26 protein-coding genes are annotated in these 26,290 nt (G+C 41.0%); 1 reads left to right on the forward strand and 25 read right to left on the reverse strand.

The genetic code is table 11. The features are described from left to right. Positions 1–9: 9 nt before the first annotated feature. The 4 genes from KKC46_03380 to KKC46_03395 form a co-directional block, all read right to left on the reverse strand. The gene (locus KKC46_03380) at positions 10–3,021 is read right to left on the reverse strand and encodes a DUF1156 domain-containing protein (protein ID MBU1052858.1); all 3,012 of its coding nucleotides are present in this window, start codon (positions 3,019–3,021) and stop codon (positions 10–12) included. Next, a complete protein-coding gene (locus KKC46_03385) occupies positions 3,018–3,596 on the reverse strand; it encodes a DUF3780 domain-containing protein (protein ID MBU1052859.1) in 579 nt (192 codons plus the stop codon). The genes KKC46_03380 and KKC46_03385 overlap by 4 nt, the downstream gene beginning before the upstream one ends. Next, a complete protein-coding gene (locus KKC46_03390; GenBank protein ID MBU1052860.1) occupies positions 3,593–6,676 on the reverse strand; it encodes a DUF499 domain-containing protein in 3,084 nt (1,027 codons plus the stop codon). Before KKC46_03390 ends, KKC46_03385 begins: the two co-directional genes overlap by 4 nt. Before the next feature lie 581 nt (positions 6,677–7,257). After that, the gene (locus KKC46_03395; GenBank protein MBU1052861.1) at positions 7,258–7,506 is read right to left on the reverse strand and encodes a DUF4062 domain-containing protein; all 249 of its coding nucleotides are present in this window, start codon (positions 7,504–7,506) and stop codon (positions 7,258–7,260) included. A gap of 126 nt (positions 7,507–7,632) precedes the next feature. Between KKC46_03395 and KKC46_03400 the strand changes: the two genes are divergently transcribed. Next, positions 7,633–8,322: a DUF1722 domain-containing protein gene (locus tag KKC46_03400; protein MBU1052862.1), complete on the forward strand. Its 690-nt coding sequence runs from the start codon at positions 7,633–7,635 to the stop codon at positions 8,320–8,322. Between the two features lie 14 nt (positions 8,323–8,336). On the opposite strand, the gene KKC46_03405 is transcribed toward KKC46_03400, so the two are convergent. From KKC46_03405 to flhB, 21 genes are all read right to left on the reverse strand, one after another. Then, complete coding sequence (locus KKC46_03405) at positions 8,337–8,792, reverse strand: flagellar assembly protein FliW (protein ID MBU1052863.1); 456 nt, start codon at positions 8,790–8,792, stop codon at positions 8,337–8,339. Next, entirely contained in the window at positions 8,789–9,040 is a 252-nt protein-coding gene (gene csrA, locus KKC46_03410; GenBank protein MBU1052864.1) for a carbon storage regulator CsrA, read from the reverse strand. Before csrA ends, KKC46_03405 begins: the two co-directional genes overlap by 4 nt. Positions 9,041–9,068: 28 nt before the next feature. Next, positions 9,069–9,935 (reverse strand): flagellar hook-associated protein FlgL, encoded by an 867-nt coding sequence (gene flgL / locus KKC46_03415; protein ID MBU1052865.1) that lies wholly within the window; start codon positions 9,933–9,935, stop codon positions 9,069–9,071. Between the two features lie 18 nt (positions 9,936–9,953). Then, on the reverse strand, positions 9,954–11,708 hold the full coding sequence (flgK, locus tag KKC46_03420; GenBank protein ID MBU1052866.1) for a flagellar hook-associated protein FlgK: 1,755 nt from the start codon (positions 11,706–11,708) through the stop codon (positions 9,954–9,956). A 2-nt stretch (positions 11,709–11,710) separates the two neighbouring features. Then, positions 11,711–12,238, reverse strand: coding sequence for a flagellar protein FlgN (locus tag KKC46_03425; protein ID MBU1052867.1), 528 nt, complete (start codon positions 12,236–12,238; stop codon positions 11,711–11,713). Positions 12,239–12,388: 150 nt separating this feature from the next. Then, positions 12,389–12,667, reverse strand: coding sequence for a rod-binding protein (locus KKC46_03430; GenBank protein ID MBU1052868.1), 279 nt, complete (start codon positions 12,665–12,667; stop codon positions 12,389–12,391). A gap of 15 nt (positions 12,668–12,682) precedes the next feature. Beyond that, complete coding sequence (locus KKC46_03435) at positions 12,683–13,852, reverse strand: flagellar basal body P-ring protein FlgI (protein ID MBU1052869.1); 1,170 nt, start codon at positions 13,850–13,852, stop codon at positions 12,683–12,685. Then, positions 13,836–14,552, reverse strand: a complete 717-nt coding sequence (locus KKC46_03440) for a flagellar basal body L-ring protein FlgH (protein ID MBU1052870.1) — start codon at positions 14,550–14,552, stop codon at positions 13,836–13,838. Before KKC46_03440 ends, KKC46_03435 begins: the two co-directional genes overlap by 17 nt. A 7-nt stretch (positions 14,553–14,559) precedes the next feature. Continuing rightward, positions 14,560–15,315, reverse strand: coding sequence for a flagellar basal body P-ring formation chaperone FlgA (gene flgA, locus KKC46_03445; GenBank protein MBU1052871.1), 756 nt, complete (start codon positions 15,313–15,315; stop codon positions 14,560–14,562). A 5-nt stretch (positions 15,316–15,320) separates the two neighbouring features. Then, positions 15,321–16,103: a flagellar basal-body rod protein FlgG gene (flgG, locus tag KKC46_03450; GenBank protein MBU1052872.1), complete on the reverse strand. Its 783-nt coding sequence runs from the start codon at positions 16,101–16,103 to the stop codon at positions 15,321–15,323. Positions 16,104–16,120: 17 nt separating this feature from the next. Next, positions 16,121–16,801 carry a flagellar hook-basal body protein gene (locus KKC46_03455; GenBank protein ID MBU1052873.1) on the reverse strand — a complete coding sequence of 227 codons (681 nt, stop codon included), beginning with the start codon at positions 16,799–16,801 and terminating at the stop codon, positions 16,121–16,123. A gap of 324 nt (positions 16,802–17,125) precedes the next feature. Next, on the reverse strand, positions 17,126–17,404 hold the full coding sequence (locus tag KKC46_03460) for an EscU/YscU/HrcU family type III secretion system export apparatus switch protein (GenBank protein MBU1052874.1): 279 nt from the start codon (positions 17,402–17,404) through the stop codon (positions 17,126–17,128). After that, complete coding sequence (locus tag KKC46_03465; protein MBU1052875.1) at positions 17,405–18,481, reverse strand: flagellar hook-length control protein FliK; 1,077 nt, start codon at positions 18,479–18,481, stop codon at positions 17,405–17,407. Between the two features lie 66 nt (positions 18,482–18,547). Next, positions 18,548–19,027 (reverse strand): hypothetical protein, encoded by a 480-nt coding sequence (locus KKC46_03470; protein ID MBU1052876.1) that lies wholly within the window; start codon positions 19,025–19,027, stop codon positions 18,548–18,550. 2 nt (positions 19,028–19,029) lie between these two features. Then, positions 19,030–19,332, reverse strand: a complete 303-nt coding sequence (locus KKC46_03475; protein MBU1052877.1) for a hypothetical protein — start codon at positions 19,330–19,332, stop codon at positions 19,030–19,032. Positions 19,333–19,437: 105 nt separating this feature from the next. Continuing rightward, on the reverse strand, positions 19,438–20,289 hold the full coding sequence (locus KKC46_03480; protein MBU1052878.1) for a hypothetical protein: 852 nt from the start codon (positions 20,287–20,289) through the stop codon (positions 19,438–19,440). A 2-nt stretch (positions 20,290–20,291) separates the two neighbouring features. Then, positions 20,292–21,059: a FliA/WhiG family RNA polymerase sigma factor gene (locus KKC46_03485; GenBank protein ID MBU1052879.1), complete on the reverse strand. Its 768-nt coding sequence runs from the start codon at positions 21,057–21,059 to the stop codon at positions 20,292–20,294. Further along, complete coding sequence (locus KKC46_03490) at positions 21,040–21,966, reverse strand: MinD/ParA family protein (protein MBU1052880.1); 927 nt, start codon at positions 21,964–21,966, stop codon at positions 21,040–21,042. Before KKC46_03490 ends, KKC46_03485 begins: the two co-directional genes overlap by 20 nt. 85 nt (positions 21,967–22,051) lie before the next feature. Then, positions 22,052–23,107, reverse strand: a complete 1,056-nt coding sequence (locus KKC46_03495; GenBank protein ID MBU1052881.1) for a hypothetical protein — start codon at positions 23,105–23,107, stop codon at positions 22,052–22,054. After that, positions 23,094–25,184 carry a flagellar biosynthesis protein FlhA gene (gene flhA, locus KKC46_03500; protein MBU1052882.1) on the reverse strand — a complete coding sequence of 697 codons (2,091 nt, stop codon included), beginning with the start codon at positions 25,182–25,184 and terminating at the stop codon, positions 23,094–23,096. The genes KKC46_03495 and flhA overlap by 14 nt, the downstream gene beginning before the upstream one ends. 24 nt (positions 25,185–25,208) lie before the next feature. After that, on the reverse strand, positions 25,209–26,279 hold the full coding sequence (gene flhB / locus KKC46_03505; protein ID MBU1052883.1) for a flagellar biosynthesis protein FlhB: 1,071 nt from the start codon (positions 26,277–26,279) through the stop codon (positions 25,209–25,211). Between the last annotated feature and the right edge of the window lie 11 nt (positions 26,280–26,290).

Raw genomic sequence — 26,290 nt, forward strand, 5'->3', positions numbered from 1 at the left:
AATCCTCACTTATCCCAATCGCTGATTTTTGACCAGCTCCCTGAGCACCCTTGCGGCGCTGGCTTCTTCCGGACGAAGTTCTTCGAGGCGCTTGGCCAGGTAGTCGGCCAGCTCCACTGCCAAATCGCGCTGGGTCATGTCGCCATAATAGTTTGGAATATTTAAAGTAAGGTGAGACAGAACCTCGCTGCCGTCCATGTTATTCTCCAACTCCATCAAGGCATAGAGCACAGCACGTAACACAGACATATACAGTTCCGAGCCCTCACCCATCTCAGACTTGCCGAAATCCATTGCACTCTTGAGGCGCGCATCGTTTGCCTTATAACTGGCCAGCAGTGGCTTAAAGTCGCGCACTTTGAAGGCCTTAGCAAAATTCTGGTAGTTGTCCAGGGTTTTGGCTCCGCGGGATTCCATGTCTATCATTTTAAGATAGAAGCGTTCTGCTCCGCTGAGCTTGTCCCAGTGGTTCTTGGGAATCCCTTGAGGGACCAGGCACTGGTTGGCGGTATCCACTGCAAAGGCTATAAGGCTATCCACAAAGGTGGTTTCACCCTTTACACGTGGTCGTATCGCCTCGGTGGTCATATCGTGGCCGTCGATCACGGCGTAACGGGTAAGAACGCGCAGTGCCGCTGCGTAACCAGCCATCTGGATATCGGCATCTTCGAAAACATTCTCATCGCGGTAGAGGCCTTTAGCTTCCTGATTAAGACCGGTAAGCGACTGCACCTGTGCTTCAACTTCCTCCTGGATTTCCCAAGCCAGATCATCACGCGTAGTCTTGTGGGAACCCTGGCGTTTTCTGCAGACGAGCAGTACCGTGCCTTTGATATAGTTGGTGTCTTCCTGGATTCGTTTCATTGTTTCTGTCACGACATACCAAGCAGCGGTTACTTGCAGGCCTGAGGCCCAAACGATATTGGCCATATCAGCCCATATAGAGCCAGACTGGTGGGTAAACATGATGACCTGCAGACCGTTTTCGGCCATATTCTCGGTCATGCGCTTGTAGGAGGCTACCATCCTTCGCCTAAATTCCTCGTCCTCACCCTTAATGGCGAGCGAGCGACGACTATCCCAGACCCAGTTTGAAAACTCTGGAGGCGGGTTCTTGCGAAGCCAAGCGATAAAGTACTCAAAGATTTCCTCATACTTCACTGCATCCCCATAGGGTGGATCTGTTATATATATGTCGTTCTCGATTTCAAGCTGATCTGCTGGCAAACAAAGCACTTGGTTTTTTACAGACGAGGCAATTGGAAAGAACTTGTGCTCTGTTTTCAGTAGGTTTGCTGCAGATGCAGAAGCTCTACAGGCATAGTTTAACAATGGGTTGAGCGCTTGGTTGTCAAACACACCAGCTGTTCCACCGCCTCCACCAGCTTGAGGTCGCCATCTCGTCAAACGTGAACAGTTGTTCAGCATCTGGGTGAGTCCAAACTTCAAACCTGCGTCGCTTAGCTGATTAACCAACCCAGCCAATAACAACTGCCGTGGATTAAACATGTGATGCCAGAATGTCCAGCCACGCGTGCGAATTGGCTCGTCTGTTTTGTTGCCAGGCTCGATACGCATATCCGGCACCAAACCTTTGTCCTGCCAATCAGTGAGGTGTTCAGCTATAAAATTTTCGACAACGCTTTCGCGTTTCAAATCGTCGAATGTAACTTCGCGAAACTCGTAGTCATAGCCTTTACCCTTCTTTTTTGGACGCATCCATTGCACACAGTAAAGGCGCTCCTGGAAGATATCTTCTGGCCGTGGCTTGAAGTCGTGCTTCTCCCAAAGGCGCAAGAGGTTGTCGTTAGTGCCATCATTCTTGCGAAAGTCTTTGCGCAGTGTCGAGATCTTTGTACGGTATTTAGTTCCATCGACGGTATGGATTAGGTAAGGATCATGCCCGCGTCCGTCGGTGCGTACGGTGCCTTCCGTAGCATCAGCCAGTTCTTTATCAGTTACCCCAGAATGGATGGCAATGTCATAGCGTTTGTGCTTAGCATCCGGCACCATCTTAGCAACAATACCGTAGGCATTGCTCACAATCAGCGTCGGTAAGAGAGGCACCGTCCAACCGCTCTGCGGGCAGCGGACTTCTACGCAGTATAAAAATACCTTGGCGCGCCAGCCCTTGCCGTCTGTCTCGATGCCAAGCTCGTCCATCTTCAGCTGCACAAGGCTCACGATTGACTGCTGGTCCTTCACTATTTTTTTGCGATTTACTTCAGAACCACCGACAATGTTGAAGGCCCCCCAGGTGAGCATGCACGCCACCGGGTTGAGATCAGAGGCATAGACGTCGCAACCAAGTCGAGCTGCCTCAAAAGGGATCTGGCCAGAGCCGCAGAAGGTGTCAGCCACACGCGGCTTGTGGCCAAAACGCATAATTCCGAGTTGTTCGACTAGATCCTGGAAAGATTGGGCATGTGTGCCGAGGTGTGCGTTAATCGCATCCCAGATATGGTCATGAACTGTCTCCATTACCTCCTCTGGTCGCTGGGCTTGATTTACACGCTCTATGTAGGATGTTCTTGGCAACATCTGCACCTCCAACCGACGGCGATCAAGAATGCTGATGTCATTGCGCCACGAAACTTTTACCTTATCGTAATCCGGATTTGACCAGTCTACCGGTGCAGAATTTGGTAAAATTCCTTCTAAATTAGTAATAAAATAATCGGAGATAGAGGAGATAGATAGAGTACCTATAATTTCCTTTGGCTTGGGTTTGCGCTTCCAACGTACAGAGAATGATTCGTCGTCCATAGCCATCAGTTTCTCAAAGATTTCCAGGTCACGCGCTGCATCATTAGTTGCCGGCAGCAGGCAGCTAAGAATGCAGGCCTTGGCTAAAATGAGCGGTTTCCGACCCTTCCAGTAACCCCCTAAAGATACGAGCGTTTGGCCATGACTTGACATCCTTTCAGCATATACCTCAGCTGAGAGTTTCTGAACAGGCAGTAACCGTTCAATCAAGGCCGGGGCATCTTTCAAAGAAAATGGGATTATAGCTTCTCTCATTTCAAATCCTTGAACAAAGGTAACTCAAACAAATCTTCCTGCCGGGGTCTGGGACGGCGTTTCCTTCCGGAAGCCGGTTTCTCGCCATCGGAAAGAGCATGAAATAACGCACGCCGCCAACCGCGCTGACCATCCTCTGGCAAGCCAGCTTCGGCAACAGTCATGGAAAATAACCACCAGCGCTCCTCGGGACGCAAAGCCGCCCATTTGCTGCAAATAACACGGATCTGCTCAGAATTAGCGGTTTCCGCAGCCCATGCGAGCACACACAATTCCTTGCCGAGAAGCCGGTCCACCAGGTTTGTGCCTGTATGCCAACGACCTACCGAGACTTTCACAGCCTTAAGCCTTGTGTTGAATTCACGACGGGAAATATCGGCAATTGCAGACCAGACCGGACGCTTTAAAACCACCCGCTCCTCATCGCGCGGGATACCGGCCTCCTGGCCTTGGTAGCCGTAATCCTCGACAATCACGACGGACTCATTTTTTGCCGCCGGGATTTCAATGCGAAAGACATGAGCACCGAACTTTTCAGGAGCGCCAAAATCAATAGTTTTGAGCCTTTCGGTCATTGTTCTACATCACCTGGCTTTAGTTCAATACCAAGCTTGGAAGCAAAATTCTTGAGGTCATGCCCGGAGACAAAGTGAGCCTTGCGAAATGTTAATGTCACCGGAGTTTCCGGTGTAAACTTTTCCAGCACTTTATTGAGCAATGCCTCAAGAAACGCTGCATCCACTTCAATCTCTCCAACGTTGACAGCAATCATGTGGTTCCCCTGGCCCACGGTGAGAACGATGCCCTCAAGTGTGGCAGACTTTTCAGCAGCCTGCTTTAAACCCTCAAAGGTCTTGGCGCGCGAGTCCAGTTTGCGTCCGGTTCGGGATATGAGGAAAGCGGGCTTTAACTCGTCAATCTGTATACCCTTTTTCCCTTTGGCAGGGAAGCGGAAATCGGTCTTGGTTTCGATCCCTCCCGCCTCAGCAAATGCGCGCAGCAAAACATCGCCGTCACCGATTGGGATCGGGCCTTCGTAAACCGTTCCCTCACGTGGTTCGCTGCCATCGAGGGTATAATTAATCGTTCCTTTGGGTGCGACAAATAATTCTACATAACGTTTGCTGTCCTTTTCAGAGAGTTTATTACGCAAAACCAGCTTGTTGGACCAGGTTAACGGATCGCCGGTCTCATACTGGCCTGACGGATCACACACCAGAAAGTTCACCTTCAACGCGGCAGTGGTATAAGCCTGGTCTTTAAGTTGCGGACTGGACTCGCTGACCGGTGTGTCTTCGGAAAAGTAAATTTTTGGCGCCGGACCGGCATTCTGCGGATTGATGCGAAGACGAACCTTGCCTTCGTCATCAGGCTCAGTTTCTGCGATAACCTGAACCGAGGTTCGTTTTCTTTTTGGTTTTTTTGTAACATAACCATTTCCGAGGTCTTCCCACAGTCCGCGATTACATGCTATGGATTTGAGAGTATCCAGCCCCTTGGGTGGTAGCCATGACATACCGGCCTGTTCAAAATATCGGTCAGCTGCATCAGTCCAGCGGGTATCATCCTGATTCTCTGGCCAGAGAAGATCCTGAGCCTTGTCTCTGATAGCATCGAATTCCTTTTCTACGTCAAGATAAAGCTTCAGAGGGTTGGACGTAAGTGTCTTTTCAATCTGCTCCTCACCATTAAAGGATTTGGTGGCATCTCGGGTCATATCCAGAGCTTTGGTGGCAAGCTGGGCACATTTACCCGCCCGATGAATTGGGAAGAGCACCTTATCAAACAAGCCGAGGATAGTGGAATTGAAATCCTGTTCATAGGTTTGTTGCTTCCGTTCGAGGTCTTCCCTCTGAGGATGACCTTGGGGAATGCGGCCATCGGCCTTTTGCGCGGCAAAAAGCTGGCGTGCGGCTTTTTCCACACTGCCCATGGCGGTTTTATCACCGGTGAGAACACATAGGTTATTCTTCTGGCTCAGTCCTTCAAAAAATTTCTGGACTTCCTCCGGTGGAATCTTCGAGTCCGGGCTAACCACCAGCAAAACACGCCCTCTACGGACTCTGTCTGCAACATCTTCCAGCTTCGGCAGAGGCAGGACATCTTCGTAACATGTCTTGCGCATTGGTTTGAACATCTCCTTCAAGCGGTGCCGGATGAGTTCTTCGATCTGGTTTTCAGACGCATCGTGAGCAAGGCTTTGAAGAAGTTTAGTGAGGTTTTCCTGCCGGTCAAAGTAATAGCGGCCTTCCGGAGTGTGATGCACATACCAGGCTACTTTTTCTAATTCTTCGAAGGCTGTCAGAAATTCTGACGGTTCCCGTAAAGGCGAAACAAGACATTCAACCATCTCCTCACGGGTAAGACCTTTGACGGCATTAACGGCAGTGGAAAGGCTGGCACTGAGAAGCAGAGCGCCGATCTGGGTGGCTGCTTCCTTGCCGGTCTGGAGGTCTATTATTTGGGCATGAGCCGATTGCTGCGCATCCCAAAGATCTTTTGCTATGACATCACGCATGCCGGAAAATTCGGTCAGCTTGTCGCGAACCTCCTGGATGGAGAGGTCAAAATGCTGGGGACCAATTAGAAACACATCGTTGGCGCTGCGGTCCCAGACCGACCTGAGCAGGCGTGAGACTAGTTCAATCAGACCACGCGTCTGTTTAAATTGCTCATTTTCTTTGAAAAGTGCAATAATATTCTTAAGCCGCGGATGAAAGGGATAGGTTGCCGAGATCTCATCGGATACCGCTTCTGCGCCTCTGCTTGCAGTCTTTGACTTTGCAGCCTCTTCCAGCTTTCGACCGAAGGCCTCTGCAATGTCCCCGATTTCGGCTTCATCAGGAAGAGACTTGAAAAGACGCTTGCGTAAAATATCGTAAATTTCATTGGCGGCGAGGTCGACCGGCGTGATGTTACGTTCCTGGCGGCCAAGTTCGGCACGTGCATCCTGAAGTGCGCGATTGATAAGTTTTCCACCTGTGTCGTAGGCAGCAGTGAGGTCGGAGATAACAACGCAAACATTGTTTTTTTTACCGGCAGCTGTCAACAGGTTAGCGAATGCGCGGGTGGCGATGTCAGCAACCGTGCCGTTTCCTACCTTCTGGGTATCGAGGTAATGGAAGTACGGCGGCATCTCATCAAGTAAAATGAGAACGGGCTGGTCTCCCTCAAAGAGCTTGATCCAGTCCTTTTCGTCAGGGGCCTTGGGACCACTCGTCCAGAAGGCCTTGAATTGATCTCCTTTACCAATTTGGTTGGCTATCTCTCCCCAAAAGAAGCTATCCGGATTATTACGGCCATTAAAGGCCCCAATGCCGGCGGTTTTAAAAGCGGATATGTTCGGAAGCTCTGCACAGTATTTTTTTCGAAGTTCCGAATGCTTGGCAAGAAGACCGAATCCGACCAGAAGGTGGGTTTTACCACCGCCCATGGCTTGCTTTAGGTGAAAGATGGCCTGAGATGATGTCCCTGTCAGCCTGGCAATGCCTTCATTGATCAGGTCCTGCATGCCCTGTGTTATATAGGTCTTTTCGAAAAAAGCCGCACCATTTCCCTCTGCGTTAATCAATTCATCGAGCTGTTCGATCTGGTCGCTGAGCTTAATGGTCAGTGCATTCGGCTGTAGTTGGCAAGCATCACGAACGGTTTTCATTTCAATTGTCCTTATTAGGATTATCTATTATAGCTGGGGGTGGCAGTTCTTTATTAAACGTCCTGTGGAACATCCTTCAATAATTAAATAACTCTAATACTTATTTTACCACAGGCATACTCTCGAAAAAGTCATAAAAAACCCCTGCTATTTGGTTTGAACAACGTGTTTAAATAGCATAGGATCATACAATTCACCTAATATGATGTTTTTATATAAGTTTCGAGTGGAATTCGTATCATGAAAATTATTTTTTTTCCATCTTTTAATGATCGTAAATTTTGATTGGGTCTATTTTTTTTTAAATCGAGTTTCTTAGCAATAGTTTGAATAAAATTATTTTCAGTTATCTATCATAGCGTATCTGATAACTACTAATTTTTTTTCAGATATCTTTCCATAACCACAAGGTATCAACCGCTCAGAAAACCTGTGATATGTCTGTATGTACGAAACAATGAGAATTGAATCTTGCACACTTGTTTATGACCCTGAAATCTATTCGGGATTGATTTTACTGAGCCTGTTTGTCCTCTTTATATCCAGTTTAATGGACATATCCCAAATGTTTCCATGAGGCATTATTGGGGCATTTCCTTTTTACTTCCATAATGATTGCCCAAAATAGCAAGATAGATATCGCACCGCTCAACCTCATTCAGATATATATCGTCGGGCTTGCGGTCTTTGGCAGGAATATCTTCGAACAGAAACACATTGGATATGAACCGGCGAAGAAGAGGATCATGGGCAATGAACTCTTTAACCGCACGGCGTTCCTCTGCGAGTTCTTTTTTAGGATGATTTATTATATTGATTTTTTTTATAATCGGGTATTAGATTTAACACAATATGGCCATTATATAGTTGCAGGCGCTCACTCAATACAGCACGGTCATTAGTAAATAAATTGTTTCTTGACTATCAGCATATAATTTAGCCGGTATATAAAGCAAATGCGAATATGGGATATAAGTCCGGGATATTTAAATAACCAAAGTCTTCTTGGAGAACATCGCGAGCTTCATGCAATCGTTTCTATCATAAGCAATAACAAGAAGGGCTATGCACGTCATCCGGAAACTTTACGCTGGAAATCATTTGGATGGGCGCTTTCAAAGCGGCATTCTCTTTTAGTTTCCGAAATGAGTTTAAGAAATTTTAAGCACCATACTCCGGTTGATCTTCTATCTGCAAAAGACATTTGGCCTGATACTTTTATTGATTCCCCGGGTTCTCAATTTGGTCTTCTAAAAAATAAATACATAGACCGCTCCCCCGGAAGAATACCTCTTCCCCGAAATACAAAAGAGTTATGGGCGCATCATAAATATTCCGTTATGGCCAGAAACCCGGGTTTATATAAATTAATAGGTAAAAAAATATCAAAATTTAAAAAATATGAAGGATTCAATGAGCTTGCTTTAGAATTGACTGAAATACTTCGAATCCGGCCTGCGACCGGAAATCTGAAAAATACTACAGATCATATGTGGGGGTATGTTTCCGGCAATTTGACCAACAGGGGCACAGACTCTATGAGTTTAAATGAAATACTATCGGAAATCCAACGTTTGGCAATTATGTATAAAGAACCGTATTTAATGGCTTCCACGGCGTTGAGCGAATTGAGATCATGGCTATAAACATTAAGAAAAGTTTATTTTGATTCTGAACATCCCTGACCTTTTCCGGCAAGAGGAAATTTATGGGAGTAAGTATTATTTGAAATTACCATCTGGACCGCCTGATTATTTTTTATATTGATCAATATGGGACCAAGTAAATTGGCAGTCATTTCTTCCGGCTTTCCTTTGGGGATATTGGCAACCACATACAACTCAAGATCATCTGTTTTGATATCATCCCAGGACATAGCTTTTGCCGTCTCCTCTGCGTCAACTCCATAAGCAGGCATAAATATAAAAGGACTGGTTATAACAAAGGCAAGTATAGGATCATCTACAGACTGGTACCAGAAGAAAGGAGAGTTTTCTTTATGGCGGAACATAATAAAGCGCTTGTTTTCCGGAAAGCCAAGCATACCGAAAGGCATATGAATTATTTTATCTTTTTTTGCGTTAATTGTCCCGAATCGAGTTGTTTGTATTTTCACTTTGACTCACCATCTGGTTTAATTTTATTTAATATGGATGCAGCTATTGTAAGATCGGATTCATCTACTTCCGCAGCTTTGAGATTCTGCTCTAGTATTTTATCATATATCTCCTGACGATGAATGCTTACGGATTTTGGCGCTTCAATCCCCAGCTTGACTACAGATCCTTTGACTTCAATTATTGTAACAACAATATCATCACCGATTATAATTTTTTCATCTGCTTTTCGTGTAATTATCAGCATGATTTTCCCATGGTACTTTCCTGAGTCATTATTTCAAATAGTCTACAAGGCTTAATTGCATTATTTTGCTGGAAGAACTTAAAGCGGCCTGGTAAGCAACTTCCAATTCCTTAATTTTTATTATTGCGTCCGCTATATCCGCATCTTCGATAACTGAAAGCCGGTCTGTATTAACGATATCCAGATCCTGTAATATCTGCTCTTTAATTTCCATTCTGTTCATCTTTGAACCGATATCGGAAATCGTGTTTGTTGTGTTATTGAAATGTACGGTTAAATCATCGAGACTGCTTTGAATTCCTCCGATATTGTTGTTTAGTAAATCGTTTTTTAAATCGGTTAAATCGGCAAAGATCGTACCAAATACTTCGCTCCCATCTCTTCCCACGTTCATAGTAGTATCCGTACCTATTTTTACGGCAAAAGATTCATTGTTTCCCAAATAGGTTCCGCTCTGGTCAAATGCCTGCGAATCTGTTTTGGTTCCTGAAAATATATATCTTCCACTAACTTCAGTATTGGCCAGCGATAAAATTTCGTCTATTGTATTTTGTATTGTTGTTGCTGCTGAAGCTCTTTCGGAAGCCCCTGATGTACTGGATGCCATTTGAACACACAAGGATTTTGTATCGGAGATCAAATCCTGTACGCTGGTTAATGCGCTCTCTGAGGCGGCAAGCCATGAGTTTCCCAAAGACACATTTCTTCCCAACTGGTCTATGCCGGAAATAGCGGATTTAAGTTTTAACGCCTGGGTAAGACCGACAGGGTCATCCGATAGATCCGTGATTCGTTTTCCCGAAGAAGTAATTTCATTTGCTTTGTTCATTTCTTCAGTTATCTTGCCCAGATTGTATTTAATGGAATCATATACTCCTTTGTTAGTTATCCGCATAATAATGCTTTCCTTAATTTATTTCATACCAAGCAGAGTTTGCAGCATTTCATCCGCAGTGCTTATCAATTTGGCTGCGGCCGAATAAGCATGCTGAAACTTGATAAGGTTTGTCATTTCTTCATCCAATGACACCGCCGATATACTGTCTCTGATATCGCTCATACTGCTATAAATCACCTGGTTAAAGGCTTTAGTGTTTGAGATTCCCGCTGAAACCGTTCCGATTGAACCTACCATTGAATGATAATAATCTTCCAGTGTGCTTGTAGCAGTGCCTTCCGTATTACCATTTATCCGGTCACATGTCCAGTTAGAGATCGATATGGACTGGTTTTGAATATTAGCTATAGAAATTGCATTACCGTTATCGCCGGAAGCAAAAGTACCATCATTTGCAACTGTTGCGGCTGCAATAGTATTAATATCCGAACTGATTGCATTGCTTACAGAAATATCACCAGCAGTCGAACCTGTAAAAAAAGTGTTTACACCAAGAGCAGCCAATACATTGCTTGTGTCTTCGGAAAAGGCAAATGTATAATCTTCGCTATCGGCGCTGATTTTTAAAAAGTTACCGGTAGTAATAGATGCGCTTATATTGTCAACAGAATCAATTGCGCTTTTTAAATTTTCAAGAGTTGTTGTAGCATCTATAGTTATGGCAGTTGCACTTCCGCCTACCACGGTTCCTGAAGAATCATAAACCCATAAGTTGAATTGGCCGGTGCTAATCTTTGAATTAAAATCAAGCCCTGAATCGATAGTAGTCAATTCTTCATTTATATCTGTGACTGCATATGTTCCCGTTACTTCCGATAAAGCACTTAACCCGATACCCTGGCTATGCTGCTGATTTACCGCCCATACGAGTTCTTTGGACATAGAATCCAGATCCAGTTGGTATTTGGTAATGATCTCATCGCGCATAGTCAGCCAACCACCAAGTTTCCCTTTAGTTATATAGTCTGTAATATCGGTGGTTGATCCGCCTGAGCCTTGCCATTTTACATTATCTCCGTTTACACCTCCAAGGGCGAGATCGTTGTTGCTATTTCCGTTAACCAATACGCAACCTCTTGCTGTAACAACCGAAATAGTTCCGTTTTCCTGCTCAAAAGAATTAACATCTATATATTCCGATAACTGCGATAAAAGTTCATTACGCTTATCCCTTAAATCATTGGCTGCACCATCTGCCTCTATGCCTACGCTTTGAGCGTTGATTTTAGCAATTTCACTTGTAATCTGATTTACCTCGCCCAGCCCTGAACTTATGGCGTTAGTCAAATTTATTTCCATCTGATCCATACTGGAATTAACAATATTGAACTGTTCCGTAAGTTGAATGCTGTATTCGCAAATAGCAGTGCGCTCGGAAGAACCTGTCGGGTTGTTTGATATATCCTGCCATAAGTTCCAGTAATCAGATAACATAGCGCTTATGCTGGCATTCGAACTTTCGCTGAATCTCCCTTCAAGAACTTTTATATAGCTTTCCAGTTCTTCAGAAGAAGACAAATTGGAACCCTGACCCATTAGCTGGTTTTCAATAAACTGATCGGATATTCTTCTTATAGCACTTGTATTTACCCCCCGGCCAAGTTGCAGTCCGCCGACCGATGCGGGAAGTTTCGTTTCATAAATCGGGCTTTGCCTTGTATATCCTGGGGTATTAACATTTGCTACATTATGAGAAGTTACCTCAATGCCATAGCGCTGAGCAGCCAAGGCACTGTTTGCAATATCTCCTACCAAACCCAAGCTCGACATTTTCAGACCTCCCTGCTCATAAACATACTGTTTCTTGACTGATTATATCTGCATCTTCCATTGTATATAACTTCCTGATGCGCCTGTCCTGTTATGAGTGATATAATTTCATCAAGGAATTGAAGCGAATGCTCAATTGTATCAGTATTTACTTTGCGCATCATATCAATCTCGCTTTTAATGTTTTGCAGCGTATAATATAATTTCTGAAATCTCGGCCTATCCTTTTCCTGTATTATTTCTGTAATAAGAGCAGGATATTGTGACCATCTGTTAAAATCGGTGACCTGTTCTGATCCGGCAAAATGCTGTATTTCCAATTCAGAACGAATAGCGGAAAAAACTTTTTGCTCTGTGAAATTTATCTTTGCACATACGTTGGTTTTTTCTTTTGATATATCCCAAAGATTATCCAAATCCATATTTGCCAATACTTCTTTTTCCTTTTTAAAACAGGCAAGAAGCTCATCATAAAGAGATATCCCTTCATACAGGCCATTTTCAAGCAGCTCAATTATAGTATTGTCCATAAAGCAAATTCTCCAAATTGGTTATCGGCAAATCCAGTTTTTTTCTTAACAACCTATCTTTATAAAAAGTTATAACTTACAGTATTTATATTATAATAATGTATGTTCTTTCCTGGCTCAAACAGCCGGAAGCAAAAATCTCAAAATTTTTTATTTTCTATCCATAAGCTGCGCAAAAAGCATGTCTGCAAGACCCATCCCACCGCTATCTGCCATCTGTTCACTTAATTTTTCATCAAACATTGCATAAAGCATATTGCTCTCATGGCTCTTTCCTACTGTGCCTGATTCTGTTGCGCTGGATCTCATTGTCTTTAACATATAAGTCAGAAAAATCGATTCGAAGTCCTGGCATGTTTTTTTAAGTTTTTCCGGTGAATTTTTTTGAATATCTGTTGAAACAGGAGCCTGCATAATGTCTTTAATCATATCTCTTTACTCCTTTTAAATAATTTCCAGTTCAGCCTGAAGCGCTCCTGCTGCTTTGATTGTCTGAAGGATAGTAATAAGATCTCTTGGCGTAACCCCGATAGCATTAAGAGCACGGACCAGTTCGCCAACAGTTTTTCCACTATTTATTAATACCAGGCTTGTTTTTTCTTCATCCGCGTTTATTTCAGTATCCGGACTGACAACCGTTGCCCCACCTGGCGCAACTACCGTTCCGTTTGGCATCTGTGCAGGCGCCGCGTTTGCAGAACGTGATACCCCAAACGGCAGAGGTTGCGAAACTTCTTTTGTCTCTTTTATTTGTATATTCAAGTTACCATGAGCAACAGCAACAATTGAAATTGTGACGTTTTCTCCAATAACAACAGTGCCTGTTTTCTCGTTCACTATTACTTTGGCAACATTATCGGGCTTAACATCAAGATTGCCAAGTTTAGCAATCAAGCCGACAACATCATTTTGGTATGCTTCGGGAACCTTGATTTTAAGAGTGCCCGAATCTAACGGTTTAGCCAGATCTTCTCCGAATTGCGCCTTAATTACATCTGCAACCCTTGTTGCGGTTTCAAAATCGGGATTATTTAACATAAGAGTTAGATTGTTTCTATTCTCAAGCGACACCAGAACCTCTTTTTCAACTGTTGCACCATTTACTATTCGTCCAACTGTAGGATGATTCTTTGTTACACCCCCACCAGCTTCTCCTCCTGAGCTGAAGCCGCCAACAACAATAGGCCCCTGAGCAAGCGCATATACTTTGCCGTCAACACCTTTTAAAGGGGTAAGCAAAAGTGTCCCGCCCAGAAGGCTTTTGGCATCACCAATAGATGAAACCGTCACATCCAAATCTTTACCGATCCTGGCAAACGGCGGCAGTTCAGTGCTTACCATCACAGCCGCAACATTGTTTACTTTCATATCATCCTGGCTCACATGTATTCCCATCTTTTCAAGCATGTTGGCAAGAGCCTGAATTGTAAAGGTAGTGCCGCTCTTATCGCCGCTGCCGTTAAGACCGATAATCAAACCATAACCAAAAAGCTGGTTTGAACGGATTCCTTTAATAGAAGACAAATCTTTTATACGGGCAGAAAATCCCCTTGAAGGAATAAACAAGCACAGTAATAATACCAGCAGAAATGCTATCTTAAAACGGCCATACATAATCAATAACCCCCATCAGCCATCCAGGCCTTTGCTTATCCGCTACCGGGCCATTCCCGGAATAAGAGATTTTAGCATCGGCAACATAAGCTGAAGAAACCTCGTTTGCTGTGCTGATATCTTCGGATCTTACTATTCCGGATAGTGTAATATATTGAGTTTCATTGTTTACTTTTACTTCCCGCTTGCCATTTATAAATAAATTGCCGTTTGGAAAAACCTTTAAAACTACAGCAGATACATATGCTTTGACATGGCCGTCTCTGTTGCTGGAACCTTTTCCGTCAAATTTTGTGCCAAAAGTTGCATTTATCAGATCATCGCTTCCCGGATTCTGGGCAAGCCGCGGATTTTTTTCAGCCAGAGCCTTCATATAACCTAAGAATTCCAGTTTTGCGTTCGCAGAAGATGATCTGCTGGAACTAGTGCTGGCACTGAGGTTTGCCTCAGGATCTTCAACAATTCTTACAATAACAATATCACCTACCCGCCGCGCTCTTCTGTCAGGGAAAAGTAATGACCCTTCCGATTCAGACCACAAAGATCCTTCTGATACTTGTGGCGGCTGATAAGCATAGGGGAGCTTGTCAGGACTTTTTATTTCAACCTTTGCAGCCTGTTTAATGTATTGAGAACCAGCCGAACAACCGGTAATCAAACCAAGCAAAATGCATAATGTTGCAATGTTTTTATAAATCATTTTTCCCTCAAAAATTTACAGTAACGATAGAGCCGTTAATAACCTTTGCATAAACGCTCTTTTTGCTCATCGCATTCTGAACTCTGATATAATCACCCTTATAACCTTTTTCCAGAATTCTTCCGGGTGCTGTTACTTTTATGCTTCCATGCTCCGCAAGTATTGTAACCATATCTCCCTTGCTGACAATCGGTGTTTTCTTCAGCATCCAATCTTTAAGGCAAGCATTTTCACTTATATCGTGCTTGGCCATAAGACCGATTGCCTGATCTATATCTTTGAAAGTATCTGATTTAAGACGGGATATGTTTATTCTTTCAAGGTGTATATCTTCTTCAGCAATAATGTCTCCCTTATTTAAATTACTAGAAGCGCACACAACAGAATCGAACACATCAACCCAGCCCGAAAGTTTAACTTCCGTTTTTGGTATGTCATCCACACTGACAATGGCAATCAATCGCACATATCCTTTAAGTTCTTCACTACCTTTCTTGAATAAGTTCAAAGATACTTTTCCGGCTGGCAGCGCTTTGTTGCCGCTTACAGTGAATCTGGACAAAAGAATATCGTCATTTGGTTTTTTAAGGTGGGAACTGATAAACTTATTATAAGCTTTCCTGAATACGGCTTCGGATATAGTCTGGCTGGAATCATTAGAGATCTTTGCCCCCCGGTGATTGCCATTTGACCCGGCTTCAGAAATTGCTCCAAAAGCCAAAAGACATATAATGATAATGGTTGCGCGAACAAAGCTGTTCATTATAACTACCTCTTGATGTTGTTTGCCATCTGCAGCATATTGTCTGCAGTTTGAATCGATTTACTGGACACCTCATAAGCTCTCTGGGCCATAATCATAGCCACCATTTCTTCTACTACATCCACATTCGACATCTCTATAAACCCTTGCGCGATTGTGCCCAATCCTTCCGAACCCGGGGTACCTGATATAGCTTCACCGGAGGCATCGGTTTTTCCATAAAGATTATGTCCCTTGCTGAAAAGACCAGCCGGATTCGCAAAAGAATATAACTCAATCACTCCAACTACATTTCCTGTTCCGGAGGAGTCAAAAGTAGTCACCGTTCCGGTCCCGTCAATACTTATTGATATGGCATCGGTAGGGATTGACATTGCAGGCTGTAATTTTTCTCCGTTAGAAGTGCAAACGTTTCCGTCCTTATCCATTTTGAAATTGCCTGCCCTGGTATAAACTTCTTCGTCATTACTTATAACTTTGAAAAACCCTTTCCCTTCTATGGCCATGTCCAGTTCATTTTTTGATTCCTTGAAATCCCCCTGTATAAACATTTTTTGAACACTGACCGGCATTGTTCCCATACCGACCTGGATGCCTCCTGGGATCTGATCTCCGGAAGCAGTTGTTGATCCGCCCTGACTCATAGTCTGATACATAAGATCCTGAAAATCAGGTCTGCTTTTCTTGAACCCTACGGTATTAACGTTGGCAAGATTATTTGAAATAACATCAATCATCATTTTCTGTGCATCCATTCCGGATGCAGCCGACCACATTCCCCTTAACATAAATACCCCCTGTTTATTTAAAGCAATTCAGAATCATTGACCATTTTGCCTGTTGTCTCATCAGTGCTTTGAATTGCTTTTTGAATGGATTCATAAGTTCTGAAGGTTTCTACCATCCTTACCATCTCTTCAGTCACATTAACATTTGATTTCTCTATATAACCTTGCTTGAGACTGGCTTTCTCCGCACTTTTAATATCTTTTTCGTTTCCTGTATAAATAAAATAATTCATCCCTTCTTTTTTCAGAAGTTTTGAATCCTTAATATCAACTATAAATATTTTATCACCAGGGCTGCCGTCTTCGATAATTCGGCCATCTCCCCCGATGGCAATATCTCTTCCGGTTATAGTTATAGGGCCATTCTCTCCCAAGACCTGATCCCCGTTGCGGTTAACCAGCATCCCGTCTTTGTTAAGACCAAAAGATCCATCTCTTGAATATTTAATGCCGTTAGGCGTCTGGATCTTGAAAAAACCCTGATTCTCCAATGCAACATCTAATGAATTACCTGTGTAAACAACAGGGCCTGAAGATAAATCGATTGCAGATATGTTCTTGGAAAGATTTTGATCAAAAGATACAATATCCTGCTTAAACGCATTTGTATTTATATTGGCAAGATTGTTTGAAAGAGTATCAAATCTGATTTGCTGTATTAAAGAACCTCCAACCAAATTATAATTACTTGATATCATTTTTCACTCCACTCCCATTTGTTCCAACCGCAAAAAGTCTTTTTGCCTGTTTATCATTACTCGAAAGAATTTATTTAATATTAAAAGCAATATCGGTGCCAGAAACATATTGCATCAGGAATATAGTGTTTATTTTTTTGTGAAAATACTTGGTTATTATAAGTAAAAAAACAGGAAGCAGGAAGACATACAACTATGCTGATAATATACGAATTATGTATTTTAAAGTGTTTATGCTTGTTTACCAAATATCAATGACAGGTCGGGTAGTGAAAAAAGATAATAGAGATTAAGCTGTACCCCGTACAACAGGGAATATTTTTCCTACCCTGATAATTTTTTACCGCTTAGTGAATAGACAAATGCAAGGATTTCCGCTACAATCATATATAATTCAGGCGGAATTTCCTGATCCGGTTTAAGTTGTGATAACATCTCAACAAGATCAGGGTCATTGTGAATATGGATATCATTTTCTTTTGCAATCTGGATGATTTTTTCCGCAAGCTTTCCCTTGCCTGTTGCTATAATACGCGGCGCTTTCTCACGATCGGGAGTATATCTTAATGCAACTGCTTTATCGGATTCATTACTTGAAGACATCTATCCTACCAGATTAACATTGTTTTCTGTAGTTTGAATTATATTAAATATGAGTGGTTCATTGATAATTTCCGGCTCTTTAAGCCGGCATTCAATATGCTGTATGTAAAAACCTTTTTCCAAAAGAGTATTTCTGAAAGATTCCATACTATTTTCCAGTATTTCTACGGTTTCGGCAACTGCTGCTCCAAACATTCCGTAAAGTGTTTTGCCTTTTAAAGTAAAATCCGCTTTGATCGGACCGAGGTTTGAAAGTTCAAGAAATAAGGATATCTTCAGGGGGTTTTCATTTTCTTCCGACTCTTCAGGAATATCTTTTAACAGCTTTGGAAGCTTAAACAGCAATTGAGCAGTACAAAAATGACCATCCGGCAATAAAAGCGGCAGAGGAATAAACATTTTTCTTTCCTGTTCAACGCCTGATATATGAAGCAATTGCAAACTCTTTATGACTGATAATAATTGTTTTGCATCCTCATCATCTGTTTCTGAGATCAAGCCCAGAAGCATTCCTTTTATATCGTTTTTTATGAGCTGCCTGATTTGTTCAGGCTCTAAGGGCTTTGGCCCTATCGCCTGTTTTAGTTTCGACTCTAAGAACAAACCGGACCGGTTTATAATCTCTTTGACATATTCAGTTTTGCCGGATTTCAAAAGCTTTTTAGGCAGACTATCGATAATTTGACTATATGAGATTTCCTCAGGCGTCGAACCTTTGACGGTTGAAATTTTATCAAATACAGATTTCCATAAATTATCTTTTAAAGCAGAAAGTATAGCTGAAATATTTGCAGCTTCGGGTTTTACAAATTGAATACCAAGCGCCCTTAATTCCGGAACCGGAGTTAATTTCTCAACTTTAAAGGTCATTTCCGAACCTACTTTCAATGGAACCTGTGTTCTTGCGCTAAAATCGCGCCCTTTTATATTGATAAGCGCAGTATTTGAATCAAGAAGTTTAAGAACTCTTCCTTTAATAATTTCATTTTTAATAAACCTGGCCGTATTTGCCGAGCGCGGTTGATCTGAGTCATAAATCAAAACTCCTGAACTTGGCAGGCCGTTAATTTCTATCACAACAAACTCCTGTTTTATGACCTTTGCTTAGACTTAACGGCGATTAAGCGTTATTCTGAATGACTGCTATTTTAAGCCGGGCAGATTTTTATTCAAATCAAGAATTAATTTTACTTCGCCTTTTGGGACCAAAAGCCTGTTTGCAATTTCTTCCACATCACAGCCTTGACTATCAAGCTTTATTATTTCTTTTTGCTTAAGAAGAATGGACTTTGTATCCTGATTAGACTGGTCATATTTTTTTTCAGTATCAGAAAGGATTATATTCGCCCTGTTCAGCAACACATTAATACTATCTATGCGCTTGTCTAACTGAGCATTGATCTTTTTTATCATATCGTATTTTGCAGTAACCTGCTCAGTGAAACATCCGCTGATCTGACCCGCATCATTTAGCAAAGATTCAAAAAGTTTGATGCCTTCTTCAAATCTTTCTGCTTTTGGCATAGATCGTATTTTTCCGATCAGATATATGCAGGCAATAATCGCAAAGATATCAATGCTTATTAAGAGAATTACCAGACCTTTAATGTCAAACATCGCCATATTTACACCGTAATATCGATAATGTGTTCATCATCAAAAGGTATTGATTCATTGTCTGCCATATCTTTATCCTTTTGTTTCTGATTTTGACGTTTCTGATTTTTTCTTTCATTTTCATTCCCGATTTCCACATTCCCGCCGGCATTAGATTCCAGAACCTTTTCTTTATTTTCTTTTTTCTGAATTTCAGAATGCTGTGCAACGTATTGCTGGTTTAATTCCAGATTATCTTTCCTGACATTTTGTATTTCCTTAATAGCTGTTCCCTGGCTTAATATACTATTAATGTTTGAAGAGCTGCTCATTTTATTTATCCATTAACGGATATAATTTCCGTATGGCCTCCTTAAAACTAGTTTTAATGAAACCTCATATTCATTCTTCATCCAATGTGATTTTATGTTCCTATTTTATAAAGCATGATATTTCGTTATAAATACTTCCTGTATCCTTCCATTTTCAAGCACCGTATTAATTGCCGATTTGATATCATTCTTTATCTCAGCCACGGGTGGAAGAGACTTGACGCCTTTAATCTTATCCAGCATCTTGTCATATATTATTTTTCTAAGTTTGTTTTGTTTTCCGGTCATTTCCTCGCGCAATTTTTTTTCCTGAATATCAAAAGAAATATCAAGCAGCATGTATGTGTAATACTTGTTTTGTTCAAAAGGAACTATAAATGTATCAAATACTAATGCATAATTATCATTTCTAACTGATGTTTTCTCTATTGGTATCGGCTTATTTTCAACTTGTGGCTGCCTTATGATAAAAAAATATAAAGTTGTTGTTATAAAACATAGCATAATAACTATTGCGGATATTTTATGGACAATCGTAATTTTCTTTATCTTAAATAATGATAGTATTGCATCTACCGAAAATAATATTTTCTTTCTTTTGGAAGAACTGTTATCTAGCGGTTCTTTGTCTATTATACTATCCGGCTTTTCAGCTTCTGCCTGGATCTTTTGGATATCAGCTTTCGAGTTGTCAAGTTCATTTCCTGTTAAGCTCCCGTTACTTTGAATTTCATCAAGCTCGCTTCCAGAGAAGTTTTCGTCACTTAGAGTTTCATCAAGCTCGTTTCCAGAGAAGTTTTCATCACTTTGTGTTTCATCCAGTTCATTTCCGGCAAATTGTTCGTCGCTTTGTACTTCATCGAGTTCGTTCCCGCTAAACTTTTCATCGCTTTGCACTTCATCGAGTTCATTTCCGGTGAATTGTTCTTCATTAATATCACTTTTATTCGGATCCATGCTTAACCTTCAAAATATGCCTTCAGCTTCGTTCTTAATATGATGATAGCCTTTGAGTGTATTTGGGATATCCGTGATTCAGTCAATCCCATTATTTCTGCAATTTCTTTCAAGGTCAACTCGTCAAAATAATACAGCGAAACAACCAATTGTACCTTTTCAGGCAAATTTTCCAAAGAAGCCGCAATTACTTTTTTAAGCTCACTTTTTTTGATTTTATCAAACGGTGATGGAGTATCTGATTCCATTTTACTAACCGGTGTAATCGATGTGTTCAAAGAAGGCTCATCAAGGCTTAAAAGGTGTACATTATTCGTCCTGTTTGCCATTTTATAGTAAATTTCAAGACTGACCCCCAATTCCTGTGCAATTTCTTCATCATCAGGAGTTCTGTCAAGCTTTATCTGAAGTGCTGTTATAGCAGATTCAATTTGTTGAATTTCTTTTCTTACAGATCTTGGAACCCAATCAAGTTTTCTCATTTCATCCAGAATAGCCCCTCTTATCCTGTAAGATGCATAAGTTTCAAATTTGATCCCTCTGCTATAATCAAAATTGTCGATCGCTTCAAATAAACCTATTATGCCGGCGCTGTGCAAATCATCCTTTAAAACATGCGATGGCATTCTAATCGCGAGCCTGTCGGAGATATATTTAACAAGCGGCGCATATTTTATGATAAGTTCTTCTCTGCGACTTTCCTTTTCTTCTTCAAGGTTAAGTTGAGAAGCTTCAACATATCGATTTATTTCAGCGCTTATTGTTAACATCGGGGGCTCCGCCGATTAGTCGTTTCCAGAAAAATTTTATATTGCCGTCAATTTGCATGTTTTTATCTCTTTTTGAAATGTGATTAGCTAATAGCCTAAAGCTATTGCACGATTTGGCTTCCGGGTAAGCGCGCATTACCGGTTTTCTGCGTGCAACAGCTTCCCTTAATAAATTATCGCGAGGTATAAAGCCGGCGTACTCAATGGAAATTCCTCCCATAAATCTGTTCACAACTTTTACGAATTTGTCATAAACGGATTTTGCCTCCTTTTCATCATTCACCATATTCAGTAGTAAGTAAAAATTTTTTACTTCATATTTAAAATATAATATTTTTATCAGAGCATATGCATCAGTTACTGAAGTAGGTTCAGGAGTTACTACTATCATTCTTTCGTCAGCAGCAAGGGTGAAATACATAACATTAGATGATACTCCGGCGCCGGTATCAACAAGCAATAAATCATACTTACGATTCAACATATCAAACTCATTTAAGAGATTTATCTTCTGGCCTTCGGTAAGTTGTGACAATTCCTGAACTCCAGAACTTGCAGGTATAATATCGACGCCTTCAGGCCCTTTAACAATAATCTCGGAAAGCTCCTTTTCCCCGTTTATGATGTTTTCGATATTATACTTAGGATTGAGACCGAAAATAATATCTATATTCGCCAAACCCAAATCGGCATCAAAAATCAAAACACGATTGCCGATACGCTGGAAAGCAATAGCGAGATTAACAACTATATTGGTTTTACCAACACCGCCTTTACCACTGGCAACGGCAATAACTCTGGGACCTTTAGCGTTTTTACCCGATTCAGCTGTTTTGTCTTTTTTAAGTTTGAAAACGTTTTGAGATTTAATTTCTACCATTTGTCTCAAATTTGTCGCTTGATCCATTGAAGTAAGCTCCAGTCAAATTATTGATTATATCCCATTGTTCAGACACTTAAACACTATACAAAAATTTGGTGCGAGATTTAGATTAATTATTATTAAATAACAGCTTTGCTATCCTGCTTTTCGAAGCTTCCTCTATATCATCCGGAACATTCTGTCCGGTTGTCAGATATGATATCGGGAGCTGTTTTTTCATTAATTGATTTATAATAGATCCGTACTTTTCTGATTCATCCAGCTTCGTAAATATATATCCCTTGAAGTTAAGAAGGCTGAAATTTATTACTGTTTTATTCATCTCATCTTCTGAAGTTGCTATATTAAGAAGTAAATGAGATTGTATTTTCAAATCATCTGTCATTATATTCTTTAACTCTTCTATTCTTTGTCTGTCGTATTGACTCTGACCGGCAGTATCGATTATAATAGCATCCATATTTTCAAGCTTTCCTATTGCCGTTATCAGATCTTTCCTGTTAAACGCCGGAAAACAGGGGATTCCCAAAATATTTGCATATGTCTTAAGCTGTTCCATTGCTCCGATTCGGTAACTGTCTATAGAAATTAACCCCACCCTTTTTTTGCTTTTTAACGTAAGCTGCGCAGCAAGCTTTGCTATAGTTGTGGTTTTTCCCACACCGGTAGTACCTATCATAGCAGTAATAGTCTGTTTGCCGTTTATGGTTTCGAAAGGCTTATAAATTCCTATATATTCCATCATAGACTTTATGATTTCCGTTTTAACGGGTTTGAGATTATTCTGTGTTCCGTTATTCAATGCTCCAGCTTTTGCAAGAAACATTTTTGAATAATTTTCATTAATACCGTTTTTAAGTAATTTCGCATAAATAGATAATGCATCCGGTTTCGTTATTAATTTATCGGCAATACCTTCCGAATGATTCAAAATATATATCATTTCCTTGATGTTCATAAGCTCTGACTTCATATCTTCATAATAACCGGAAGAGGAAGCAACTGTATCAGTACTAGATGCTATTGCAGCAATTTCAAAAATTTGGTCATTTAAATTTTCTTTCAGTTTTCTGGAAGACAAAATCATAGCATCTGCACCCAGATCTTTTTTAACCAAAGAAATAGCCTCACTAATTGTCTTAGCTTTATATTTATGAATTTGCACTGTTTAATCTAACCTCTCCTATTGACGTAAATTTCATATCACTTAATAATTCGCTATGTGACAATACCTTTAATGAAGGAATAAAATATTCCACCATTTTTTTCAGATGCCTGCGTAAAGTAGGACTTGATAGAAGAATTGGTTGCATATTATGCATCATTGCTTTTTCCGATTGCTCTTTGATTGATTCCAAAAGTTGATCAGCCATATTTGGTTCTACTGCAAGATATGATCCATGTTCGGTTTTTTGAATGTTTTTTAGAAGTATATTTTCAATATCAGCTGAAATTGTTATAAGATTCAAGTATCCTTTTTCATCCAGATAAGGAGAAATAATAGAACGTGCAAGTTTATGGCGGACATATTCCGTCAAAAGTTCGGTGTCTTTTGTCAAAGGTGCATAGTCTGCAAGGGTTTCTACAATGGTCAGCATGTCTTTTATTCCAACTTGTTCTCTTAACAGATTTTGCAATACTTTTTGCACCCCACCCAAAGAAAGCAGGTTCGGCACCAGCTCTTCAGCTACTTTCGGATATGTTTTGCTGAGATTATTTAAAAGATTTTGCACTTCCTGCCGTCCCATAAGTTCCCACGCATGCTTTCTGATAATCTCGGTTAAATGAGTCGCCATTACGGTTACATTATCAACAACGGTATAACCGGCTATATTTGCTTCTTCTTTTTTGGCTTTCGGAATCCAGACGGCAGGCAGGTTAAAGGAAGGTTCACAAGTTTCGATTCCTTCAATTTTTCTGGTTGCATCTCCGGGATCCATTGCAAGATAATGGTTTACCATCAAATCAGATCCCGCAATTTTTACGCCTTTAAGAAGAATTTGATATTCGGAGGAGTTTAGCTGAAGGTTATCTCTGATATGAATAGGTGGAATTACAATTCCAAGCTCAACTGCAAACTGACGGCGAATAGAGCGGACCTTATCAAGAAATTCGCCTCCCTGCTCTTTATCTACCAGCGCAATAAGACCATATCCTACCTCGAGTTCCATGATATCAACCATAAGAAGATGTTCAACTACTTCCGGAGCGGCTTCAGTTTCTATATCTTTACTTTCAATTGCCTGCGCATCTTCAGCTGTTTTCATTTTGTTTCTATAGAAATATACTCCACCTGCAATAAAAAGGGAAAGTACCATAAAAGAAAAATGTGGCAGCCCCGGTATAAGCCCAAACAAAAAAATTGTGCCTGCGGCTAAATACATCGCTTTATGATAGGCAAAAAACTGGGCTCCGAATTCCTTGCCCATTGTATCACTTGATCCCGATCTGCTAAGTACAATACCGGCTGCGGTAGATATCAAAAGTGCCGGAATTTGTGATACCAGACCATCACCGACAGTCAGCAGTGTATAATTTTGTGCAGCATCAACTATAGGGAGCTGTTTTTGAACCACACCTATGATAAATCCGCCAAGTATATTGATCAATGTTATAATAATACCGGCAATAGCATCCCCTCTGACAAATTTAGCCGCGCCATCCATGGCTCCGTGGAATTCAGCTTCTTTAGCTATAACTGTTCTGCGCCTTCTGGCTTCTTTTTCATCTATCATTCCTGCATTTAAATCGGCATCTATGCTCATCTGCTTGCCGGGCATTGCATCAAGGGTAAATCTTGCTGCAACTTCTGCGATTCTTGAAGCACCCTTGGTAATTACAATAAAATTAACTATGACAAGTATTATAAAAATAATCATACCTACTACAAAGTTGCCGCCTACCACAAAGTTACCGAACGACATAATAACTTTTCCTGCTGCATTCGTACTTTCATTTCCGTGCAGAAGTATTAACCGGGTTGAAGCCACATTTAAAGACAATCTGAAAAGAGTTGTAAGCAACAGCAATGTTGGAAATATTGAGAAATCAAGCGGTGTAAGAGTGAACATGGAAATAAGCATAATGGTAACTGCAAGAGTAATATTTATAGCCAGAAGAAAATCAAGCATCATAGGTGGCACCGGAATGATCATTACCAGAAGAATTCCGATAACCCCTGCAGCTGTTAATATTTCACTGCTTGACGCAGCACCTGGTTTTATACCTGCAACTTCTTCCATTACTTTTCGCTCCACAAGTATAATTTATTTATTATATTTGCCTTTTAATTTGTAAATATACGCCAGAACCTCGGCTACAGCCTGAAATAATTCAGTCGGAATTTCACTTCCGATTTCCACAAGCTTGTATATATTTCTGGCAAGCTCCTTGTTTTCTACCACCGGCACATTATGCTCTGCGGCAAGGCTTTTAATACGTCCGGCAATTTCACCCGCACCTTTTGCCACTAGTTTAGGAGCATTCATATTGAGACTGTCGTATTTAAGTGCAACCGCAAAATGAGTCGGGTTCGTTATAATCACATCTGCCTCAGGAACTGCCTGCATCATTCTTTTTCTGGCCATTTCCATTTGAATAGTTTTTATTCTTGATTTGACCAGCGGATCGCCGTCTGTCTTTTTATATTCATCTTTAATTTCCTGCTTGCCCATTTTTAATTTTTTTTCAAACTCCCATTTTTGATAGCCATAATCAAGTACCGCAAGTACTGCCATAGCAATTGAACAACGCAAAAATATTCTGAAAACAATGGAAAAAATATATTGAAAAATAGACCCGATTCCCAACTCTCCAAGCATGGAAACATTATCCATTTCATGTATTATTGTTAAATAAGCCGTTACCCCTATTATGATAAGCTTTACGATTGATTTGGCCAACTCCATTAATGATTGCATGGAAACCAATCTTTTTAATCCTTTCAAAGGATTTAACTTTGAAAACTTGGGCTTAATCGGCTCTCCCGAAAACATGAAACCAACCTGCATTACATTTGACAAAACAGCCCCGATAAAAACAGCAGCAAGCAGAGGACCTATGATCACAAGAAATGAAAAAATAAATTGTTGAATAAATTCTAAAACACCGGTAACGCTCTGGTCATTTATCGTTGGATTGGAAAATATTCCTTTCATCAATTCATGGATATTGGAAAGCATAAAAGAACCGAATGTTCCCATAGCAAACAGTCCTGAGAAAAGAACAACAACAGAAGAAAGTTCTTTGCTTTTAGCTACCTCTCCTTTATTGCGTGTTTCTTCTCTTTTTTTAGAAGTAGGTTTCTCGGTTTTTTCTTCGGTTGACTCTTCAGCCATTATCTATCCTT

It is taken from the genome of Pseudomonadota bacterium, assembly GCA_018817425.1.
In the GTDB taxonomy this organism is placed as follows: domain Bacteria; phylum Desulfobacterota; class Desulfobacteria; order Desulfobacterales; family RPRI01; genus RPRI01.

Bases quoted from the DNA above. Each gene is read 5' to 3' on its own strand.
- KKC46_03380 (MBU1052858.1), bottom strand. From the start codon at position 3,021: ATGAGAGAAGCTATAATCCCATTTTCTTTGAAAGATGCCCCGGCCTTG.
- KKC46_03385 (MBU1052859.1), bottom strand. From the start codon at position 3,596: ATGACCGAAAGGCTCAAAACTATTGATTTTGGCGCTCCTGAAAAGTTC.
- KKC46_03390 (MBU1052860.1), bottom strand. From the start codon at position 6,676: ATGAAAACCGTTCGTGATGCTTGCCAACTACAGCCGAATGCACTGACC.
- KKC46_03400 (MBU1052862.1), top strand. From the start codon at position 7,633: ATGCGAATATGGGATATAAGTCCGGGATATTTAAATAACCAAAGTCTT.
- csrA (MBU1052864.1), bottom strand. From the start codon at position 9,040: ATGCTGATAATTACACGAAAAGCAGATGAAAAAATTATAATCGGTGAT.
- flgL (MBU1052865.1), bottom strand. From the start codon at position 9,935: ATGCGGATAACTAACAAAGGAGTATATGATTCCATTAAATACAATCTG.
- flgK (MBU1052866.1), bottom strand. From the start codon at position 11,708: ATGTCGAGCTTGGGTTTGGTAGGAGATATTGCAAACAGTGCCTTGGCT.
- KKC46_03425 (MBU1052867.1), bottom strand. From the start codon at position 12,238: ATGGACAATACTATAATTGAGCTGCTTGAAAATGGCCTGTATGAAGGG.
- KKC46_03430 (MBU1052868.1), bottom strand. From the start codon at position 12,667: ATGATTAAAGACATTATGCAGGCTCCTGTTTCAACAGATATTCAAAAA.
- KKC46_03435 (MBU1052869.1), bottom strand. From the start codon at position 13,852: ATGTATGGCCGTTTTAAGATAGCATTTCTGCTGGTATTATTACTGTGC.
- KKC46_03440 (MBU1052870.1), bottom strand. From the start codon at position 14,552: ATGATTTATAAAAACATTGCAACATTATGCATTTTGCTTGGTTTGATT.
- flgA (MBU1052871.1), bottom strand. From the start codon at position 15,315: ATGAACAGCTTTGTTCGCGCAACCATTATCATTATATGTCTTTTGGCT.
- flgG (MBU1052872.1), bottom strand. From the start codon at position 16,103: ATGTTAAGGGGAATGTGGTCGGCTGCATCCGGAATGGATGCACAGAAA.
- KKC46_03455 (MBU1052873.1), bottom strand. From the start codon at position 16,801: ATGATATCAAGTAATTATAATTTGGTTGGAGGTTCTTTAATACAGCAA.
- KKC46_03460 (MBU1052874.1), bottom strand. From the start codon at position 17,404: ATGTCTTCAAGTAATGAATCCGATAAAGCAGTTGCATTAAGATATACT.
- KKC46_03470 (MBU1052876.1), bottom strand. From the start codon at position 19,027: ATGGCGATGTTTGACATTAAAGGTCTGGTAATTCTCTTAATAAGCATT.
- KKC46_03475 (MBU1052877.1), bottom strand. From the start codon at position 19,332: ATGAGCAGCTCTTCAAACATTAATAGTATATTAAGCCAGGGAACAGCT.
- KKC46_03480 (MBU1052878.1), bottom strand. From the start codon at position 20,289: ATGGATCCGAATAAAAGTGATATTAATGAAGAACAATTCACCGGAAAT.
- KKC46_03485 (MBU1052879.1), bottom strand. From the start codon at position 21,059: ATGTTAACAATAAGCGCTGAAATAAATCGATATGTTGAAGCTTCTCAA.
- KKC46_03490 (MBU1052880.1), bottom strand. From the start codon at position 21,966: ATGGATCAAGCGACAAATTTGAGACAAATGGTAGAAATTAAATCTCAA.
- flhA (MBU1052882.1), bottom strand. From the start codon at position 25,184: ATGGAAGAAGTTGCAGGTATAAAACCAGGTGCTGCGTCAAGCAGTGAA.
- flhB (MBU1052883.1), bottom strand. From the start codon at position 26,279: ATGGCTGAAGAGTCAACCGAAGAAAAAACCGAGAAACCTACTTCTAAA.